This is a genomic window from Affinibrenneria salicis (assembly GCF_008710095.1).
Genome location: NZ_VYKJ01000002.1, coordinates 135,594 through 153,266 on the forward strand (window position 1 = coordinate 135,594; position 17,673 = coordinate 153,266).

At 58.0% G+C, this 17,673-nt stretch carries 21 protein-coding genes and 1 riboswitch; of the genes, 8 read left to right on the forward strand and 13 right to left on the reverse strand.

Going from position 1 to position 17,673, the window contains the following annotated elements; translation table 11 throughout:
- Positions 1-33: 33 nt before the first annotated feature.
- The 4 genes from FJU30_RS05500 to FJU30_RS05515 form a co-directional block, all read right to left on the reverse strand.
- Positions 34-885 (reverse strand): metal ABC transporter permease, encoded by an 852-nt coding sequence (locus FJU30_RS05500; protein WP_150433987.1) that lies wholly within the window; start codon positions 883-885, stop codon positions 34-36.
- Positions 882-1,745 (reverse strand): metal ABC transporter permease, encoded by an 864-nt coding sequence (locus tag FJU30_RS05505; protein ID WP_150433988.1) that lies wholly within the window; start codon positions 1,743-1,745, stop codon positions 882-884. The genes FJU30_RS05500 and FJU30_RS05505 overlap by 4 nt, the downstream gene beginning before the upstream one ends.
- Entirely contained in the window at positions 1,742-2,641 is a 900-nt protein-coding gene (locus tag FJU30_RS05510; protein WP_150433989.1) for a manganese/iron ABC transporter ATP-binding protein, read from the reverse strand. Before FJU30_RS05510 ends, FJU30_RS05505 begins: the two co-directional genes overlap by 4 nt.
- 169 nt (positions 2,642-2,810) lie before the next feature.
- The gene (locus tag FJU30_RS05515) at positions 2,811-3,491 is read right to left on the reverse strand and encodes a MarC family NAAT transporter (protein ID WP_317984037.1); all 681 of its coding nucleotides are present in this window, start codon (positions 3,489-3,491) and stop codon (positions 2,811-2,813) included.
- 33 nt (positions 3,492-3,524) lie between these two features.
- Here FJU30_RS05515 and FJU30_RS05520 point away from each other — a divergent pair, with 33 nt between their 5' ends.
- The 3 genes from FJU30_RS05520 (at position 3,525) to cspE (ending at position 4,517) form a co-directional block, all read left to right on the forward strand.
- A complete protein-coding gene (locus FJU30_RS05520; protein ID WP_150433990.1) occupies positions 3,525-3,803 on the forward strand; it encodes a hypothetical protein in 279 nt (92 codons plus the stop codon).
- A 346-nt stretch (positions 3,804-4,149) separates the two neighbouring features.
- Positions 4,150-4,266, forward strand: coding sequence for a DUF2627 domain-containing protein (locus FJU30_RS05525; protein WP_150433991.1), 117 nt, complete (start codon positions 4,150-4,152; stop codon positions 4,264-4,266).
- 41 nt (positions 4,267-4,307) lie between these two features.
- Positions 4,308-4,517 (forward strand): transcription antiterminator/RNA stability regulator CspE, encoded by a 210-nt coding sequence (gene cspE, locus FJU30_RS05530; protein ID WP_150433992.1) that lies wholly within the window; start codon positions 4,308-4,310, stop codon positions 4,515-4,517.
- A gap of 110 nt (positions 4,518-4,627) precedes the next feature.
- On the opposite strand, the gene FJU30_RS27440 is transcribed toward cspE, so the two are convergent.
- Positions 4,628-4,753 carry a hypothetical protein gene (locus FJU30_RS27440; RefSeq protein ID WP_263406714.1) on the reverse strand — a complete coding sequence of 42 codons (126 nt, stop codon included), beginning with the start codon at positions 4,751-4,753 and terminating at the stop codon, positions 4,628-4,630.
- On the opposite strand from FJU30_RS27440, the gene rlmA reads away from it, so the two are divergent.
- Positions 4,752-5,570 carry a 23S rRNA (guanine(745)-N(1))-methyltransferase gene (rlmA, locus tag FJU30_RS05535; RefSeq protein ID WP_150433993.1) on the forward strand — a complete coding sequence of 273 codons (819 nt, stop codon included), beginning with the start codon at positions 4,752-4,754 and terminating at the stop codon, positions 5,568-5,570. The two genes, FJU30_RS27440 and rlmA, sit on opposite strands and share 2 nt — an antisense overlap.
- A 135-nt stretch (positions 5,571-5,705) precedes the next feature.
- Here the strand turns inward: rlmA and mntP are convergent, their stop codons facing one another.
- The 5 genes from mntP to manX all read right to left on the reverse strand — a co-directional run bounded on the left by mntP (position 5,706) and on the right by manX (position 9,848).
- Positions 5,706-6,266, reverse strand: coding sequence for a manganese efflux pump MntP (gene mntP, locus FJU30_RS05540; RefSeq protein WP_150433994.1), 561 nt, complete (start codon positions 6,264-6,266; stop codon positions 5,706-5,708).
- A 6-nt stretch (positions 6,267-6,272) separates the two neighbouring features.
- Positions 6,273-6,457, reverse strand: a riboswitch (yybP-ykoY riboswitch).
- 186 nt (positions 6,458-6,643) lie between these two features.
- The gene (locus tag FJU30_RS05545) at positions 6,644-7,102 is read right to left on the reverse strand and encodes a DUF986 family protein (RefSeq protein WP_150433995.1); all 459 of its coding nucleotides are present in this window, start codon (positions 7,100-7,102) and stop codon (positions 6,644-6,646) included.
- 63 nt (positions 7,103-7,165) lie between these two features.
- A complete protein-coding gene (locus FJU30_RS05550) occupies positions 7,166-8,008 on the reverse strand; it encodes a PTS mannose transporter subunit IID (RefSeq protein ID WP_150433996.1) in 843 nt (280 codons plus the stop codon).
- A 14-nt stretch (positions 8,009-8,022) separates the two neighbouring features.
- Complete coding sequence (locus FJU30_RS05555; RefSeq protein WP_150433997.1) at positions 8,023-8,823, reverse strand: PTS mannose/fructose/sorbose transporter subunit IIC; 801 nt, start codon at positions 8,821-8,823, stop codon at positions 8,023-8,025.
- Between the two features lie 68 nt (positions 8,824-8,891).
- Complete coding sequence (gene manX, locus FJU30_RS05560) at positions 8,892-9,848, reverse strand: PTS mannose transporter subunit IIAB (RefSeq protein ID WP_150433998.1); 957 nt, start codon at positions 9,846-9,848, stop codon at positions 8,892-8,894.
- A 699-nt stretch (positions 9,849-10,547) separates the two neighbouring features.
- On the opposite strand from manX, the gene FJU30_RS05565 reads away from it, so the two are divergent.
- Complete coding sequence (locus tag FJU30_RS05565) at positions 10,548-12,095, forward strand: TerC family protein (RefSeq protein ID WP_150433999.1); 1,548 nt, start codon at positions 10,548-10,550, stop codon at positions 12,093-12,095.
- Positions 12,096-12,105: 10 nt separating this feature from the next.
- Here FJU30_RS05565 and FJU30_RS05570 read toward each other — a convergent pair whose 3' ends face one another.
- Together FJU30_RS05570 and pabB are read right to left on the reverse strand one after the other, a co-directional pair.
- Positions 12,106-12,762 (reverse strand): CoA pyrophosphatase, encoded by a 657-nt coding sequence (locus FJU30_RS05570; protein ID WP_150434000.1) that lies wholly within the window; start codon positions 12,760-12,762, stop codon positions 12,106-12,108.
- Between the two features lie 6 nt (positions 12,763-12,768).
- Entirely contained in the window at positions 12,769-14,130 is a 1,362-nt protein-coding gene (gene pabB, locus FJU30_RS05575) for an aminodeoxychorismate synthase component 1 (RefSeq protein ID WP_150434300.1), read from the reverse strand.
- Positions 14,131-14,259: 129 nt separating this feature from the next.
- Between pabB and FJU30_RS05580 the strand changes: the two genes are divergently transcribed.
- Positions 14,260-14,463 (forward strand): YoaH family protein, encoded by a 204-nt coding sequence (locus FJU30_RS05580; RefSeq protein WP_150434001.1) that lies wholly within the window; start codon positions 14,260-14,262, stop codon positions 14,461-14,463.
- A gap of 28 nt (positions 14,464-14,491) precedes the next feature.
- Here the strand turns inward: FJU30_RS05580 and FJU30_RS05585 are convergent, their stop codons facing one another.
- Positions 14,492-14,836 carry a RidA family protein gene (locus FJU30_RS05585; protein WP_150434002.1) on the reverse strand — a complete coding sequence of 115 codons (345 nt, stop codon included), beginning with the start codon at positions 14,834-14,836 and terminating at the stop codon, positions 14,492-14,494.
- 150 nt (positions 14,837-14,986) lie between these two features.
- On the opposite strand from FJU30_RS05585, the gene FJU30_RS05590 reads away from it, so the two are divergent.
- Together FJU30_RS05590 and tsaB are read left to right on the forward strand one after the other, a co-directional pair.
- On the forward strand, positions 14,987-16,930 hold the full coding sequence (locus FJU30_RS05590; protein ID WP_150434003.1) for an ATP-dependent DNA helicase: 1,944 nt from the start codon (positions 14,987-14,989) through the stop codon (positions 16,928-16,930).
- 43 nt (positions 16,931-16,973) lie between these two features.
- Positions 16,974-17,672, forward strand: a complete 699-nt coding sequence (gene tsaB, locus FJU30_RS05595) for a tRNA (adenosine(37)-N6)-threonylcarbamoyltransferase complex dimerization subunit type 1 TsaB (protein WP_150434004.1) — start codon at positions 16,974-16,976, stop codon at positions 17,670-17,672.
- The last annotated feature ends 1 nt before the right edge of the window (position 17,673 follow it).

Consider the following 17,673-nt stretch of genomic DNA (forward strand, 5'->3'; position numbering starts at 1 on the left):
CCCGCGGGCCGAGCCGGCCTGACGGACGAGGGGTCATGCGACGTCGCCGCCGGCCGACGGCCGATAACGAACGCGCCACTGGTGGTGGCTGAGGGTGATGACGAAGACGGCGGCCTGAATAATTACAATGCAGGGGCCGGTGGCGCCGTCGATATAGAAGCTGAGCAGCGTACCGCTGACGCAGGACAGAATGGAGACCAGAGTGGCCACCATCAGCATGCGTTCGAAACTGCGGCAGATCATAAAGGCGATGATGCCGGGCGCGATCAGCATCGCGATAACCAGAATCACGCCGACAGCCTGCAGCGAGGCGACAATGGTCAACGCCAGCAGACACAGCAGGCTATAGTGCAGCAGCCTGACCGGCAGCCCGATCACGCGCGCGTGGTTGGGGTCGAAACAGTACAGCATAAAATCGCGTCGCTTGAGCAGAATAACCAACAGGGTAAAGCCGGCGATCGCCAGCGTCTGTTTGAGTTCCGGCGCGGTAATTCCGAGCACGTTGCCAAACAATATATGGCTGAGGTGCTGATCGGTATCTATGCGGGAAAACAGCACCAGGCCGAGGGCGAACATGCCGGAAAAGACGATGCCCATGACCGTGTCCTCCTTGACCCGGCTGTGCTCTTTAACGTAGCCGGTGGCCACCGCGCAAAATACGCCGGAGACGAACGCGCCGATGGCCAGGGGGATGCCGGCGGCGAAGGCCAGCACGATGCCCGGCAATACCGCGTGCGAGATCGCGTCGCCCATCAGCGACCAGCCTTTCAGCACCAGATAACAGGACAGAACGGCGCACACGGCGCCGGTCGCTATTGCGGCGATAATCGCCCGCTGCATAAAGGGGTAGCTCAGCGGTTCGGTCAACCAGGCGATCAGCATCATAGCGCATCCTCCCTCTGGTTGCGCCGGCGCAACCGGCGCGTCGCCAGCACGCCGTGTTTCGGCGCCAGCAGAAAGGCGCAGAGAAACACCAGCGTCTGCAGCGTGACGATTACGCCGCCGGTGGCGCCGTCGAGAAAAAAGCTGATATAGGCGCCCACGGCGCTGGTGACCGCGCCGATGGCGATAGAAATGATGATCAGGTGGCCGAAACGGTCGGTGAGCAGGTAGGCGGTGGCGCCGGGGGTGATCACCATCGCGATGACCAAAATCGCCCCGACCGTCTGCAGCGCGGCGACGGTACAGGCGCTGAGCAGGGTAAAGAATAAAATCTTCAGCCTGAGCGGCGACAGCCCGATAGAGCGCGCATGGTTTTCATCGAAAAACACCGCCAGCAGATCTTTCCAGATCAGACACAGCACGACAAAGGTAACCAGCGTAATGATTTCCACCTGCAGCACGTCTTCATCGGCAATGCCGAGAATATTGCCGAAGATGATCGACTGCACGTTGACCGAAGTGGGATTGAGCGAAACGATCAGCAGCCCAACGGCGAAAAAGGTGGAAAATATAAAACCGATAATCGCGTCTTCGCGCAGCCGCGTGATGTGGCGCACCAGCGTCATCGCCAGGGCGGCCAGCATACCGGTGAAAAACGCGCCTACGGCATAGGGCAGGCCGAGCGCATAGGCGCCTGCCACGCCGGGCACCACCGAGTGCGACAGGGCGTCGCCCATCAGCGACCAGCCTTTCAGCATCAGCCAGGCCGACAGAAAAGCGCATACTGCGCCGACAATGGCGCTCACCCAAATCGCCTTCACCATGTAATTGTAACTAAAAGGCTGCAGTAGCAATTCGGTCATGATGTTTTGTCCTCCGGCGGCGGTCCGCTGGGCCTGGGCGGATCGTCGCGCGTCGAACCGTAAAACACCGCGGGACGCTCGTCATCGGTCAATACCGTGACGCTGCGCGTATCGTCGTCGTCATGCAGGTGCGTACCGCCGAGATTGATGTGGCGCAGAACGCCGCCGAAAGTTTTCTCCAGGTTGCTTTGGGTAAACGTGCTGTGCGTCGGCCCGGCGGCCAGCACCGTCCGGTTGACCAGAATCACGTTGTCGCAAAACTCCGGCACGCTGCCCAGGTTATGCGTCGCCACCAAAATCAGATGCCCCTCGTCGCGCAGCGTTTTCAACAGATCGATAATGGCGTTTTCAGTTTTGACGTCCACGCCGGTAAAGGGTTCATCCAGCAGCAGCACCTGGCCTTGCTGCGCCAGCGCGCGCGCCAGGAAGACGCGTTTTTTCTGGCCGCCGGACAACTCGCCGATCTGGCGTGTTTCCAGCGTATTGAGGCCGACCCGATCCAGCGATTCGGCCACGATGCGGCGATCCTGCTGGCGCGGAATGCGTAAAAAATTCATCTTGCCGTAGCGGCCCATCATCACCACGTCAGTGACGCGCACCGGAAAATTCCAGTCCACCTCTTCGGTCTGCGGGACATAGGCGACGGCATTCTGTTTAAGCGCTTGCGCGATCGGACGATTATTCAGCAGCACCTGGCCGCTGGTGGGGCGGACCAGCCCCATAATGCTCTTGAACAGTGTGGATTTACCGCTGCCGTTAACGCCGACCAGGGCGCAGATGGTGCCGCCCCGCAGGGAAAAGGAGGCGTGACGAATAGCCTGGTGACCGTTATTGTAGGTAACGGAGACATCGTTCACCACCAGTTCAGGCCGGGTAACCGTAGTACGACTGCTCATTGATTAAATCCTTTGCTAAGGTCCCCGCGATCTGAACCTGCCGGTCTCAGCGCGGGTGGGTTATCCAACGGTAACTCAACATATACCACGCCGTCGGCGATGAATATCCTTGCGGCGAGCGCTGATAATTTGTGAGAATAATTATCAATATCATTTGAGTCAAGCGTAATCAGGCCAACGGATACTGCGCCACCAGTTCCAGTACGCCATTGATAACAAACTGAACGCCCATGCAGACCAGCAAAAAACCCATCAGCCGAGAAATCGCTTCGATACCGCTTTTCCCTACCCAGCGCATGATGGCGCCTGAACTGCGCAGACAGCCCCACAGAATCAGGCTGATCAGCAAGAACACCAGCACCGGCGCGATCTTCAGCACCAGCGGGGAAAAGCCGCTTTTGGTTTGGATGGTGGAGGCGGTACTGATAATCATCGCAATCGTACCCGGCCCGGCGGTGCTCGGCATGGCCAGCGGCACAAAGGCGATGTTGGCTGCCTTGCGTTTGCGTATCTCTTCCGTTTTGTGTTCCATCTCCGGCGTATCGTCCACCGTATGGCTGGGGAACAGCATTCTGAACCCGATAAAGGCGACAATCAGGCCGCCGGCGATACGCAGGCCGGGGATGGAGATGCCGAAGGTATTCATGACGACCTGACCCGCGTAGAACGCCACCATCATGATGCAGAACACGTAAACAGAGGCCTGGCGCGCCTGCTGATTTCGCTCATCGTTAGTCATATTGCCCGACAGGCCGAGCAGCAGGGCGACGGTCGTGAGCGGATTGGCCAACGGCAATAACACCAGCAGCCCAATCCCGACCGCCTGAAATAACTCCATAATCAACACCAGTGAAAGCCTCCCTTTGGCTAACAAATTCATCAAATGAGATTAACAAAACCGCCGAGTGAAGGCGACTGTTGTGCTGTCCAGCCGGGCGGATTTTTTACTGATATCCGCCATTCTGAGCAGAAGGCTAAATATTGGATTAAAATGACGCTGTCGATTGCCGATAAACATGAGGAGTATAGGTTTTTTGAACATAACCATAGCAGAGATGAAACAACAATGAGTACAAAATCAGAAAGACGCTGGAAGCTGGCCAGCATTATTTTGCTGGTGGTATTAGTGGCTCTATTTGTCGTGCTTTATCAAACCAGTTAGTCGGAACCAGAACGAGGCTGAACAACTCTTTCGTTGCCGTGTCCCGCGCCGGACGCCCGGGCGCGAGGATACGGCGCACATCGCTTATTCAGACGCTCGTCCTGCCTCGTTTATTTCGACATCCTCGCATCTTGCGCGTTGTCCTCTGTTCCCCGCCGGTTTTTCCCGCTAAGCTTAATCTGGCGCGTGCGATCGCCGGCTTAGCCGGCTGGCGCATAAAGTAAGCGGTCGGTAGGGCTAAGAGGGCGAATCTGTGCGACAAGTCTACAGCCGGATAAAAATGGCTTGCCATCGATTACAGAGTGTGTAATAACCCATCTGGGTAAAACGAGGTACAGTTCTGTATATGTGTGGCATTTTCAGTAAAGAAGTTTTGAGTAAAGACGCTATCGTTGAATACCGCTTCTCTGCCGATCCTTATCTTAGTGCCTCAAGCAGTAACGACTCTGGTTTGTCTGTGTAACGCGTTCTACGCGGTTTAAACAATTAAAGGAAATACTCAAGATGGCAAAGATTAAAGGTCAGGTTAAGTGGTTCAACGAGTCCAAAGGTTTTGGCTTCATTACTCCGGCTGACGGTAGCAAAGATGTATTCGTACATTTCTCCGCTATCCAGGGCAACGGTTTTAAAACTCTGGCCGAAGGTCAGAGCGTAGAGTTCGAAATTCAGGATGGTCAGAAAGGTCCGTCTGCAGTAAACGTTACTGCAATCTGATTGCGGATTTCGTTGCTAAAACCCGCCGCCGTGCGGGTTTTTTGTTGTCAGTACGAAAGTATCCCGGCACGGTTCGCCGCCGGTGCTGACAACGGAGCGCGCATAGCCGGTTAAATCTTTTGTGCTGGTCGCGCGCCGCTTGTTTTATCGCTGTCGTTGTTCTGACGCGGCGATTCTGTTTTTCTATCCCGCCGCGCCTTGTCGCTGGCGGTGATCAGTCCGGAAGCCATTTTCATGTCTTATCAGTGCCCGCTTTGTCATCAGCCGTTGTCTCTTCACTCGTCCCGCTGGTCCTGTGGTCAGCACCATTTTGACTGCGCCAGAGAAGGGTACGTCAATCTGCTGCCGGTACAGTTTAAAAAATCACGTCAGCCGGGCGATAACGCGGCGATGATGCAGGCGCGCAGGGCGTTTCTGGATGCCGGCCACTATCAGCCGCTGCGCGATCGGGTGGTGGCGCTGGCCGATGCGTTTTTATCCGCCGGGGCGCGCAGTCTGCTGGATATCGGCTGCGGGGAAGGGTATTACACCGCGGAACTGGCCCGATGGCTGGGGCGGCAGCGCACGCTGCAAGTCTACGGGCTGGATGTGTCGAAGGCCGCGATTCAGCGCGCGGCGCGACGTTATCATGAGGTGGCCTTTTGCGTCGCATCCAGCCAGCGTTTGCCGTTTAGCGACGCCAGTCTGGACGCCGTGTTAAAGATTTATGCGCCCTGCAATGATGCCGAACTGCAGCGTACGGTGAAACCCGGCGGGCTGGTGATGACCGTATCGCCGGGGCCGCGTCATCTGCTGCAGCTCAAGGCGTGCGTTTATCAGCAGGCGCATCTGCACGCGTTGAAAGAAGAACGGCTGTCCGGTTTTCAGCAGGTCGCGCAACATACCCAGGCCTGGACTATGACGCTGAGCGGCACACAGGCGGATGCGTTGCTGCGTATGACGCCGTTTGCCTGGCGCGCGACGCCCGACGTGAGCGCAACGCTCTGCGCGCAGCACAGTTTTGACTGCGAAACCGATTTTATCATCCGTCTGCATCAGCGCGATAGTCTGTAGGACACGGCCGGCGGGCCGTTGATCCGGCGTTTGGTGAGTTCGGCATCGGCGCGCGCCGCCGGGCGCAGATAAAGCGGCAAGGCACGCCGCTAAGTTCAGTTCAGCGATAGCGCGACGGAGGAATAACGGCGTGGGTTACAGATGCTGGTAGAGGATGTTGCAGCCAATGCCGATCAGCACCAGCCCGCCGAGCACTTCGGCCTTTTTGCCCAGCATTGGTCCGATGAAGCGGCCAATCAACATGCCAATGGTCACCATGATCATGGTGGCGCAGCCAATCATCATGGCGGTGTGCACGATATTTACCTGCAGGAACGCCAGGCCGACGCCGATGGCCATCGCATCAAGGCTGGTGGCGATGGCGGTGCAAATCAGCAGACCCAGACTGTGTTTACTGGCGGTAGCCGGAGCTTCCTCTTGCGCGCTCTGGAAGCCTTCATAGATCATGCGAATGCCGAGGAATAACAGCAGAATAAACGCGACCCAGTGATCCCACTGGAGAATATAACGGGTGGCGACCAGACCCAGCCCCCAGCCAACCAGCGGGGTGATGGCTTCAATCGTGCCGAAGATGATACCGGTGCGGAGCGCTTCGCGAAAGCGTGGTTTGTGCAGAGCGGCGCCTTTACCGATGGACGCGGCAAAGGCATCCATCGACATGCCAAAGGCAAGGATTAGCGTTGCGGAAAGATTCATTACAATAGCCTCGGCTGGGTACTTCTCCATATACACGTAGCTCATCCCCAACCCTATGATGAGCCGACATGTCTATGGTCTCGCCTGCCCGCTGGCCGCCCGCACCACGTTTTTTATTAAAACGAGTATGTTGATACGAGCATTTCTGCTTAAAAAATATCAGAAATCGGCTACTCCCCAATGACGACGCAACCTTAACATATTATTTCCGTTTTAAACAACACTAAAAATTTAACGGGAAATAATGTAATGATAATTATTTTCATTACCGGCGCACGCACGGAGAAATAATAGTGGCGATGTTAAAATATCAGTACAGTTATTAAGGGAACGTAACGCGAATGCCGCAACGGCAAGGCTTGCCGGCCGGCGTTTTTTTAGCGGGACTCAATCATGAAGTGGTAAATCTTTTCCAAATCATCCAGTTGTTTTACATGAATTAATAACCGGCGTTGCTCCAGTTCGATAACCAATACGCCGTCTTCCGATAAATTCATACTCTTTATGCGGGAATAAAGAATAAACGCATTGGCATAATAAAACCCGGTGTTTTTAAATAATAACGACGGCTGTCTGAACCAGAAAAGATATATGGCCATAAAGGCCAGAGTAGACAATAACGTTGTGGTTATTATCGGCCCATTATTAGTTATGTTTTTATAAATAAGAATAATAACTAAACCAACAAAAATAAGACCGTCCAGCCGGTTTTGCCGTCGTAAAATAATCCGCAGCCGGGTGCCGCCGTGTAATCGGTTCAGCACCCACTCGACGTAAATCGCCCAGGCCAGAGCAACAATAATCAGGATAACCAGCGTGATATCCGTCAGCGACATGGCGCTACCTCAAAAGCGGGGGAGAACGCCGGAGGACAACCGTCCCCCGGCGGATAACGATCGTTATAGCCCGAGCAGGCCGATCCAGTATCCAAAAATACCGATGGCGAAGAAGCCCATAATCAGCCACAGGGCGTTAACCTTTCGCCTCAGCAGGTACATACAGCCGAAGGTCAGCAACAGCGGCACCAGCCCCGGCATTAACTGATCGAGAATGGACTGAACCGTAGTAATGGTCTCCTGGCCGGTCTGGTTGGTTACCCTTGAGACCTCAAGCGGTATGTTGACGTGCGTCCATTTGTTGACCAATGCGCCCATAACAAACAGCCCGAGTATCGAAGCGCCCTCCGTCAGCTTCTGCAGAAAACCGCCGCCCATGTCATTAACGATATTAACCCCTTTCTGGTAGCCGTAGGCGACGCCGTAATAGCGGGTCAGCAGCCGCACCAGATTGAACAGAACAAAGAACAGGATCGGCCCCAGCAGGCTGCCGTCCATGGCGATTCCGGCGCCCAGCGCGGCGAATACCGGTCGCGCGGTGCCCCAGTATATGGGATCGCCGACGCCGGCCAGCGGTCCCATCAGCCCCACTTTCAGTCCGTTGATGGCGGCGTCATCGATCGGCGCGCCGTTGGCTCGCTGCTCTTCCATCGCCATGGTGACGCCGAGAATCGGTGCGGCGACGAACGGCTGGGTGTTAAAAAACTCCAGATGGCGTTTTATCGCCTGTTTGCGCTCTTCGGAGTTTTCCGGGTACAGCCGGCGGATCACCGGCACCATTGAAAAACAGAAGCCGAGCGCCTGCATACGTTCAAAATTCCACGATCCCTGGAAAAGGTTTGAGCGGATAAATACGCCGCGAATATCGCTGGCCGTGAGTTGCTTTTTGCTCGTGATATTAACCATTTTTCGCCCCTTAATTAATCCAGTTCGTTGTCGAGATCGTTTTTGTCCTGCGCGCCGCCAGGCTGGCCGGCAACCCGGTTATATTTGGGGTTGAGCTGGATATACAGGACGGCCATGACGATGCCAATCACCCCGAGCGCCACCAGATTGAAATTGGTGAAGGCGGCGGTCACGAAACCGAGGTAGAAAAACGGCATCAGATAGCCGGCGCGCATCATGTTGATCACCATCGCGTAACCGACTACCACGATCATGCCGCCGGCGATGTTCAGGCCGTTGGTCACGACATCCGGGATTGAATTGAGCAGAGAGTGCACCGCATCGGTGCCGACGGAAACCGCCACGATAACGGCGGGAATGGCGATACGCATGGCCTGCAGCACCAGCGCGGACACATGCAGCCAGCTAATGGCGCGCAGGCTGCCGCGTTCGGCCGCGCTGTCGGCCGCGTGCTGGAACGCCACGGTGATGGTGCGCACGATGATGGTCAGCACCTGGCCGGCGGCGGCGAGCGGAATGGCCAGCGCAATCCCCGCGCCGACGCTCTGTCCGCCGGCGATGACCAGAATGGTCGAAATAATCGACGCCAGCGCCGCGTCGGGCGCGACGGCCGCGCCGATATTCATCCATCCCAGCGCGATCATTTCCAGCGTACCGCCGATAATAATGCCGGTTTTCATGTCGCCCAGCACGATACCGATTAACGTACAGGCGACCAGCGGGCGATGAAACTGAAATTCATCGAGAATCGACCCCATGCCGGCAATACAGGCCACAATAAATATCAGCACAATTTGAAGCGTGGTAATCTCCATTGTACTTCTCCTCTGAAAACTGTTCTGAGTAAAAGACAGGAACGGCATTAACAGCACGGCTGGCGTTATTAACCCGCCGCCTTATTGATTAAATCCATCATCTTCAGTCGGGTATCCGTGGAGACCTTTCTCACCTCCAGTTCAATTCCCCTTGCATTGAGTTTTTTAAAAGCGGCGATATCTTTTTCATCGATCGATACCGCATTGTTGACCTGCGTTTTGCCCTGACGAAAGGCCATTCCGCCAATATTGACCGAGCTAATATCGACGCCGTTTTCCACTAAGGTCAGCACATCCGTTGGGTTGGTGAATAGCAGCATCACCCGATCGCCGGCGTATTTCGGGTTGTTGTAAACACGAATGGCTTTGGCCACGTCCACCACGTGAGCGGTCACGCCCGGCGGAGCGACCTGGGTCAGCAGGGTCTTACGCACGTTGTCGGCGGCGACTTCATCGCTGATCACGATAATCCGGTTGACGTTGGTTTCTTTGGTCCAGCGGGTGGCGACCTGACCGTGGATCAGCCGGTCGTCGATACGCGCCAGACCAATCTTCATATGCGCGCCGGGCGCGGTTGGCGGGACGGAGGGCGTCGACGGCTTCGTCTCTGCGGGCGGGACGTCCGGCGCTCTGTTTTTCAGCGCCTTCACGCCGGCGCGTCCGGCCTCCAGCGCCACGTCGATCAACCCGGCCAGCGTCGGATTGTCGTCGCGCGCCATAAAAGTTTCCGCCAGCATGGGAATATTTACGCCGGCGATCACCTCGTAGTCGTCTTTGTCTGTCACCATCCGGCTGGCGGCATTGAACGGGCTGCCGCCCCAGGTGTCGACCAGAAACAGTACGCCCTGCGACGTATCCAGCTCCGCAAGTTTTGCCTGGTACTTTTCAATTAACGTTTCAGCATTTTCACCCGGTACAAAATCAATCCAGCCGACGTTGCTTTGTTCGCCTAAAATCATTTCCGCCGTTTTAAGCAGTGGTCCCGCTGCGGCACCGTGAGTGCATAACATTATTGCAATGCTCACTTGTTACCTCCTCGATTATTCACCTGCGAAATAGTTTTAGCGGAACGGGCCGACATCCATGCGGTATTGTCCGCTCTGGTGGCTTTCTTTTCTTTTTTCCGGCTATGGGCGCGTTGGTTTTCGCGCGCAGTAGCTATATTGCGTCAGTAAGTATGGCAGTAATCAGATTGCCCGGAACAATAACTGATGAATATTGCCCTCCGGCAAGCCGAATTATTTAGGTCTATACTTGAATCGATTCAGGTTGGCGGACAAATTAATTCTGTTTGAGATGACTTATTTTAGATACCAAAAAAATATTTTTTGTGATGCCGACCAGCAATTTTTATATGTGTTATCTGGTTGTTAAATGAAATAATGACCTTTCCGCAGGGTGTTAACATGACGACCGCGACGCAGCGAGCGCAGGTAGTCATTGCCGGAGGACGTGGTGTGAGAAAATCTTTGTGAGATGCCCCCGCAACCTGATAAAGTGTTTTCCTGTTTAATTGCTTAAGGAGCAGTGGGCCTCAGCCCTCCCTATGGACTGTCACCGATCTGTTTTTTCACCCGAACCGACCTGCCCGGGTCGCGTTAACGTTTCTGCTATTCATTCTGGCCTGCTTTTGGTGGGGCATCCTGATACTCATACCGGGTTTATACCCTGTAATGTGTTGATCACATTGCCGTCATCTGCACGTTCATTTTTCGGAGTCTGACATGGAATTTTTGCTGGATCCTTCAATCTGGGCTGGCTTACTGACGCTGGTGGTACTCGAAATTGTATTGGGTATCGATAATCTGGTCTTTATTGCCATCCTTGCGGATAAATTACCGCCGAAGCAGCGCGACAAAGCGCGCGTAATCGGTCTGACCCTCGCCTTACTGATGCGACTTGGGCTGTTGTCGCTTATCTCGTGGATGGTGACGCTGACCCGGCCGCTGTTCCACCTGGGTGACTTCAGCTTTTCCGGGCGCGACCTGATTCTGCTGGCCGGGGGCTTTTTCCTGCTGTTCAAAGCGACAATGGAACTGCATGAGCGGCTGGAAAGCCGATCGCACGATAGCCAGGCGAATCGCGTACACGCCAGCTTCTGGGCGGTAGTGGCGCAGATCGTGGTGCTTGATGCGGTGTTCTCGCTCGACGCGGTGATTACCGCCGTCGGGATGGTGAATAACCTGGCCGTGATGATGATTGCGGTGATTATCGCCATGGGCGTGATGCTGCTGGCTTCGAAGCCGTTAACCAACTTCGTGAACGCGCATCCGACGGTGGTGGTGCTGTGTCTCAGCTTCCTGTTGATGATTGGTCTGAGTCTGGTGGCGGAAGGGTTGGGTTTCCATATTCCGAAGGGGTATCTGTACGCGGCGATTGGTTTCTCCATCATTATCGAGATGTTCAACCAGATTGCGCGCCACAACTTTATCAAGCATCAGTCGCGCCGGCCGATGCGCGAGCGCACCGCCGAAGCGATTTTACGGCTGATGGGAACGAAAAAGTCGAGCGACGAACCGGAGGCCGAAACCAAAACGGTCGCCACCGAGACCTTTGCGGAAGAAGAACGCTACATGATCAGCGGCGTATTAACGCTGGCCTCGCGTTCGCTGCGCAGCGTGATGACGCCGCGCACGGAAATCTCGTGGGTGGATAGCGAACGTTCGATCGAAGAAATTCGCGCTCAGCTGCTGGATACGCCGCATAGCCTGTTCCCGGTGTGTCGCGGATCGCTTGATGAGGTGGTCGGCGTGGTGCGCGCGAAGGATCTGCTGGTGGCGCTGGAAAACCATGCCGATGTGGAGAGCTTCGCCGGCGCCAATTCGCCGATCATCGTGCCGGAAACGCTGGACGTCATCAATCTGCTGACGGTGCTGCGCCAGGCGCGCGGCAGTCTGGTGATGGTTAGCAACGAGTTCGGCGTGATTCAGGGACTGGTAACGCCGCTGGACGTGCTGGAGGCGATTGCCGGCGAATTCCCGGATGCGGATGAGACGCCGGAGATCGTAGCGGACGGCGAGGGTTGGCTGGTTAAGGGCGGCACCGATCTTCACTCCCTTGAGCAGGTGCTGGATTGCCACGATCTGGTCGATCCTAAAGCCGACTACGCGTCGCTGGCCGGTATGCTTCTGGCGCACACCGATGAGTTCCCGGCGGTGGGCGAGGTGCTTGAGCTGCATCAGTTCAGCTTCCGCATTATGGCCGTTTCCGAATATCGCATCGAACTGGTGCGCATCGAGCGAATAGCGGAACCCGGCGAACAGGAAGAGTAACGCCCGGACGTCAGCCCCGCACGCCGGCGGGGCTGACGCGTCGCTGATCCAGCGCGCCGACCTGCAGCGCCAGCTGCCGGATAATCGCGGCGGTCATTCCCCAGACAAACTGTTGCTGATACCAGGAGAGATAAACCCGCTGAGGTTGCCGGCGTCGTTCAATGTCCAGCGGGTGATAGCGCGTCAGCGTCAGGGCTTCGCACAGCGGCATTTCGAACAGATCGGCGACTTCGTCGTCATTGGGGATAAATCGCGCCAGCGGGGAGACCAGACCCACCACCGGCGTGACGCGAAAACCGCTGACGCTGTCCAGCGCCGGCAGGGTGCCCAGCACCTCGACCAGCCGCCGCGGCAGGGCGATTTCCTCATGCGCTTCTCGCAGCGCGGTGGCGATCAGCGATTCATCCTGCGGATCGGCGGCGCCGCCGGGAAACGCCACCTGGCCCGGGTGTTTACGCAAGTGGGCCGAACGGCGGGTGAGCAGCAGCGTCGGCCGGGGGTGGCAGACGATAGGCACCAGCACGGCGGCCTGACGCTGGTTGCGGGCCGGGCGCGCCGGCGGCGGCCGGCAGAGCTGAAAACGGGCGATAAACGCGGACAGCTCCGGCGCCGCCCGCGATGCGGACGTCCGGCTGGCCAGGGCGGCGGCGTAAGGGGTCTGCGGCATCGTCGGTTACTCATCCAGCAGCGACAGTATGCGCGCCAGTTTATCAAAGGTTTCCTGATATTCCGCCTGTTCCTGGCTGTCGGCGACGATGCCGCCACCGGCCCAGCAATAGATTTTGCCCCGTTCCGTCAGCAGCGTGCGGATAGTGATACTGGTGTCCATTCCGCCGCAGACGCTAAGGTAGCCGATGCTGCCGCACCAGCCGCTGCGCCGTTGCGGTTCAAGTTCTTCAATGATCTGCATCGCGCGAATTTTCGGCGCGCCGGTGATTGACCCGCCCGGAAAACAAGCGCGCAATAACGACGTCGCGTGCGTGTCGTCCGGCAGCCGGGCGGTAATGGTGCTGACCAGGTGGTGCACCGCAGGAAAGGGCTCGACGACGAACAGTTGCGGCACGCGAACGCTGCCGGGCGCGGCCACCCGGCCAATATCGTTACGCATCAAATCGACAATCATCAGATTTTCGGCCCGATCTTTTTCCGAGTCGGCCAGTCGGCTCGCCTGAGCGCGATCGGCCTGCGCATCGGCCAGTCGCGGCAGCGTTCCTTTAATCGGCCGGGTTTCAATACGCTGTTGCTCCAGCCGAATAAAGCGCTCGGGCGAAACGCTAATCACCGTATTGTCCGGCAGCCGCAGGAAAGCGGAAAAGGGCGCGCGGTTGGCCGTCAGCAACCGGCAAAAGGCCTGCCATTCGTCGCCCTGATAAGGCGCGCTGAAGCGCTGAGCCAGATTAACCTGATAACAGTCGCCGGCGCGCAGGTAACGCTGAATGGCCTGAAATTTCCGCCCATACTGCCGGCGGGTCATATTGGCCCGCCAGTGTCCGTCGAGTTTAAACGGCGTGGTTTGCTCCGGCGGCGGCGGATTGTTCAGCCACGTTAACCGGCGCTGCGCGTCGCCGTGCGCGACCAGCGTCAGAGTCTTCCGCTGATGATCGGCAATCAACGCCCAGTCGTACAGGCCGATAGCCATGTCGGGCAGCTGCAGGTCCTGACGCGCCAGCGTCGGCAGGCGCTCAATCCGGCGCCCCAAATCGTAACCGAACAAACCCAGCGCGCCGCCCTGAAACGGGAAATCCGGCAGGGCTTCGGTCTGCAGGTCAAGCTGCGTCAACTGGCGACGCAGGATTGAAAACGGATCGCCGTGCTCGTGCCGCAGTTCGCCGTCGCGCGCTATTTGCGTGCTGTCGCCGCGGGTGGTCAGCGTGACGAGCGGGTCGGCCACCATAATATCGAAGCGATTATGGGCATGTTCGGCGAAGGCGGAATGCAGCAGCATCGCCCAGGGCTGACGGGAAAAGGGGGCGAACAGCGTCAGCGCTGCGTCCGGACGGTACGGCAGGGAATGATAAGTCGGGGTCGCGCACATATCGGTGATACGGTTCTCGGTTAACGGCAACACATTTCTCAGCGGTGAAGAGTAACATAAAGCGGATGCGCTGGCTTAATGGCGTTGACTCATGCGATGATAAGCCCCGTTTTTTGACTGGAGAGTGGTATGTTTGGTACGCCATCGTTGAGCCATGAACAGCAGCAGCAGGCTGTTGAACGTATTCAGACGCTAATGTCGCAGGGCATGAGCAGCGGTCAGGCGATTGCGCAGGTTGCGCAGGAACTGCGGGAACAACATAAAGGTGACAATGTCACTATTGTTTTCGATGATGATGAACCTGACGAAGACGCTGACGAAGAGATGAACTAACCCCGGCCGCGGCGGCCGGAGCCGGCGATCACACGGCGGCGATCGCTTTGATCTCTATCTTAAAACGCGGATCCATCAACTGCGCCTGTACGGTGCAGCGCACCGGCGCATGGCCGTGCGTCACCCACTGATCCCAGACGGCGTTCATGGCGCCGAAGTCACGCAGATCGACCAGAAAAATCGTTACGTCCAGCAGTCGCGTTTTATCACTGCCGGCCTGGCGCAAAACCGCGTCGAGTTCGGCCAGCGCGCTGGCGGTCTGTATGCCCGCGTCGGCCGTCAGGTCGTTCGCTACGCAGGTGCAGTACAGCGTTCCGTTGTGGATTACCGCGTCCGACCAGCGGTCGGCGGGATTGATTCTGTTGATTTCCATCTGTTCTCCTGATTAAAAACGACGAGCGGGCCGCCTTGCGGCGGCGCGCTGCCCGGCGGCCAGGGAAATAAAGCCGATTTCGGGTGGTAGTCGGCGGGCGCACCTGGCATAATCGGCGCTGACTTTCCCGGTCTGAAAGAGAATACCGAGTTGAATGAGCGCAATGCGGCCGATGATTTTGCCGCCGATGGACCCCTGGCGCAAGCCATTGATGGATTTAAACCGCGCGAGCCGCAGCGACAAATGTCGCTGGCGGTGGCCGTAGCGATTGAGCGGCGTCAGCCGCTGGTGGTGGAAGCCGGCACCGGCACCGGCAAGACCTACGCCTATCTGGCGCCGGCGCTGCGCGCGCAAAAGAAGGTGATTATTTCCACCGGTTCGAAAGCGCTGCAGGATCAACTTTATAGCCGCGATCTGCCGACCGTGGCGCGCGCGCTCGATTATCGCGGCAAGCTGGCGCTGCTGAAAGGGCGTTCGAACTACCTGTGCCTGGAGCGGCTGGAACAGCAATCTCTGGCCGGCGGCGATCTCGATCGGCAGACGCTAAGCGAACTGATTACGCTGCGCGGCTGGTCGTCGACCACCGTTGATGGTGATATCAGCGCCGGTTCCGGCGTGGCCGAAGACAGCGCGATCTGGCCGCTGGTGACCAGCACTAACGACAACTGCCTGGGCAGCGACTGTCCGCGCTATAAAGAGTGCTTTGTCGTGATGGCGCGCCGGCGGGCGCTGGATGCCGATGTGGTGGTGGTCAACCATCACCTCTGGCTGGCGGATAAGGTCGTGAAGGAGAGCGGCTTCGCCGAACTGATCCCGGATAGCGAGGTGGTGATTTTCGATGAGGCCCATCAAATCCCGGATATCGCCAGCCAGTATTTCGGTCAGCAGCTAACCAGCCGTCAACTGTTGGATCTGGCGCGCGATATTATCATTGCTTATCGCACCGAAGTGCGCGATACGGCTCAACTGCAGAAAAGCGCCGATCGGCTGACGCAAAGCACTCAGGACTTCCGTCTGGCGTTGGGCGATCCCGGCTTCCGCGGCAACCTGCGGGACGTGCTCGGCCAGCCGGCGCTGCAGCGCGCGCTGTTGCTGCTGGATGACGCGCTGGAGCTGTGCTACGACGTGGCAAAGCTGTCGCTTGGCCGATCGGCGCTGCTCGACGCCGCCTTTGAGCGCGCCACGCTCTACCGCAACCGGCTGAAAAGGCTGAAAGACGTCGGCCAGCCGGGCTACAGTTACTGGTATGAGTGCAATTCGCGCCATTTCGTGCTGGCGCTGACTCCGCTGTCGGTCGCGGAACGCTTTCGCGAATTGATGCGGGAAAAACCGGGCGCCTGGATTTTCACCTCGGCGACGCTGTCGGTGAACGACAGCTTTAGCCATTTTACCCGTCGTCTGGGGCTGGAGCAGGCGGAAACCCTGCTACTGCACAGTCCGTTTGACTACGCCCGTCAGGCGCTGCTCTGCGTGCCGCGCTACCTGCCGGCGACCAACCAACCCGGCGCCGCGCGTCGGCTGGCCGCCATGCTGCGTCCGCTGATTGAAGCCAACCGCGGGCGCTGTTTTATGCTGTGCACCTCGCATTTAATGATGCGCGAGCTGGCGGCGGAGTTTCGCGCCAGCCTGACTCTGCCGGTGCTTTTGCAGGGCGAAACCAGCAAGGGCCAACTGCTGGCGCAGTTTGTCTCGGCGGGCAATGCGCTGCTGGTGGCGACCAGCAGCTTCTGGGAAGGGGTGGACGTGCGCGGCGACGCGCTGTCATGCGTAATCATCGACAAGCTGCCGTTCACCTCGCCCGACGATCCGCTGCTGAAGGCGCGCATCGAAGACTGTCAACTGAGCGGCGGCGATCCGTTCAATGATGTTCAACTGCCGGACGCGGTCATTACGCTAAAACAGGGCGTCGGTCGACTCATCCGCGATACCGACGATCGTGGCGTGCTGGTTATCTGCGACAACCGGCTGGTGATGCGTCCCTACGGCGCGGTGTTTCTGAACAGTCTGCCGCCCGCGCCGCGCACGCGCGATTTGCGGCAGGCTATCGACTTTCTTACCGCTAAGGGCGAACAGCCGGGCGCGTCTGTGCTATGATGCGCGCCGTTAATCGACCTATTTATCCCGCCTGAGGTTTGGCATGTCTACGCGAATTTTAGCGCTTGATACCGCGACAGAAGCCTGTTCTGCCGCACTCTGGAATGACGGTGAACTTCTGTCGTTATTTGAAATTTGTCCGCGCGAGCACACTCAGCGTATTTTACCGATGGTGCGGCAACTGCTGGCCGAAAGCGGTCTGGCGTTGACCGATCTGGACGCGCTGGCGTTCGGCTGCGGTCCCGGCAGTTTTACCGGCGTGCGTATCGGCACCGGCATCGCGCAGGGGCTGGCGCTGGGCGCCGATCTGCCGATGATCGGCGTCTCCTCGCTGGCGACCATGGCGCAGGGCGCCTGGCGCCGCAGTGAGGCGGACCGGGTGCTGGTGGCGATCGATGCCCGCATGGGCGAAGTGTACTGGGGCCCGTACCGGCGCGATGCGCAGGGGCTGTGGCAGGGCGAGGCGGACGAAGCGGTGCTGACGCCGCAGCAGGTTCAGGAGAAATGCGCGGCGCTGGCCGGCGACTGGGCGCGGGCCGGCACCGGCTGGCAAACCTGGCCGCAACTGGTGAACCATCCGGCGATAACGCTGCGCGACAGCGACGTTCTGCTGCCCGCCGCGCAGGACATGATCCCGCTGGCGTTGGCGCAATGGCAGGCCGGCCGCACGCTGCGCGTTGAGCAGGCTCAGCCGCGTTATTTGCGCAATGAGGTGGCCTGGAAAAAATTGCCCGGCCGGTAAT

Bases quoted from the DNA above. Each gene is read 5' to 3' on its own strand.
- FJU30_RS05500 (WP_150433987.1), bottom strand. From the start codon at position 885: ATGATGCTGATCGCCTGGTTGACCGAACCGCTGAGCTACCCCTTTATG.
- FJU30_RS05505 (WP_150433988.1), bottom strand. From the start codon at position 1,745: ATGACCGAATTGCTACTGCAGCCTTTTAGTTACAATTACATGGTGAAG.
- FJU30_RS05510 (WP_150433989.1), bottom strand. From the start codon at position 2,641: ATGAGCAGTCGTACTACGGTTACCCGGCCTGAACTGGTGGTGAACGAT.
- FJU30_RS05520 (WP_150433990.1), top strand. From the start codon at position 3,525: ATGAGATTAACAAAACCGCCGAGTGAAGGCGACTGTTGTGCTGTCCAG.
- FJU30_RS05525 (WP_150433991.1), top strand. From the start codon at position 4,150: ATGTGTGGCATTTTCAGTAAAGAAGTTTTGAGTAAAGACGCTATCGTT.
- cspE (WP_150433992.1), top strand. From the start codon at position 4,308: ATGGCAAAGATTAAAGGTCAGGTTAAGTGGTTCAACGAGTCCAAAGGT.
- rlmA (WP_150433993.1), top strand. From the start codon at position 4,752: ATGTCTTATCAGTGCCCGCTTTGTCATCAGCCGTTGTCTCTTCACTCG.
- FJU30_RS27440 (WP_263406714.1), bottom strand. From the start codon at position 4,753: ATGAAAATGGCTTCCGGACTGATCACCGCCAGCGACAAGGCGCGGCGG.
- mntP (WP_150433994.1), bottom strand. From the start codon at position 6,266: ATGAATCTTTCCGCAACGCTAATCCTTGCCTTTGGCATGTCGATGGAT.
- FJU30_RS05545 (WP_150433995.1), bottom strand. From the start codon at position 7,102: ATGTCGCTGACGGATATCACGCTGGTTATCCTGATTATTGTTGCTCTG.
- FJU30_RS05550 (WP_150433996.1), bottom strand. From the start codon at position 8,008: ATGGTTAATATCACGAGCAAAAAGCAACTCACGGCCAGCGATATTCGC.
- FJU30_RS05555 (WP_150433997.1), bottom strand. From the start codon at position 8,823: ATGGAGATTACCACGCTTCAAATTGTGCTGATATTTATTGTGGCCTGT.
- FJU30_RS05565 (WP_150433999.1), top strand. From the start codon at position 10,548: ATGGAATTTTTGCTGGATCCTTCAATCTGGGCTGGCTTACTGACGCTG.
- FJU30_RS05570 (WP_150434000.1), bottom strand. From the start codon at position 12,762: ATGCCGCAGACCCCTTACGCCGCCGCCCTGGCCAGCCGGACGTCCGCA.
- pabB (WP_150434300.1), bottom strand. From the start codon at position 14,130: ATGTGCGCGACCCCGACTTATCATTCCCTGCCGTACCGTCCGGACGCA.
- FJU30_RS05580 (WP_150434001.1), top strand. From the start codon at position 14,260: ATGTTTGGTACGCCATCGTTGAGCCATGAACAGCAGCAGCAGGCTGTT.
- FJU30_RS05585 (WP_150434002.1), bottom strand. From the start codon at position 14,836: ATGGAAATCAACAGAATCAATCCCGCCGACCGCTGGTCGGACGCGGTA.
- tsaB (WP_150434004.1), top strand. From the start codon at position 16,974: ATGTCTACGCGAATTTTAGCGCTTGATACCGCGACAGAAGCCTGTTCT.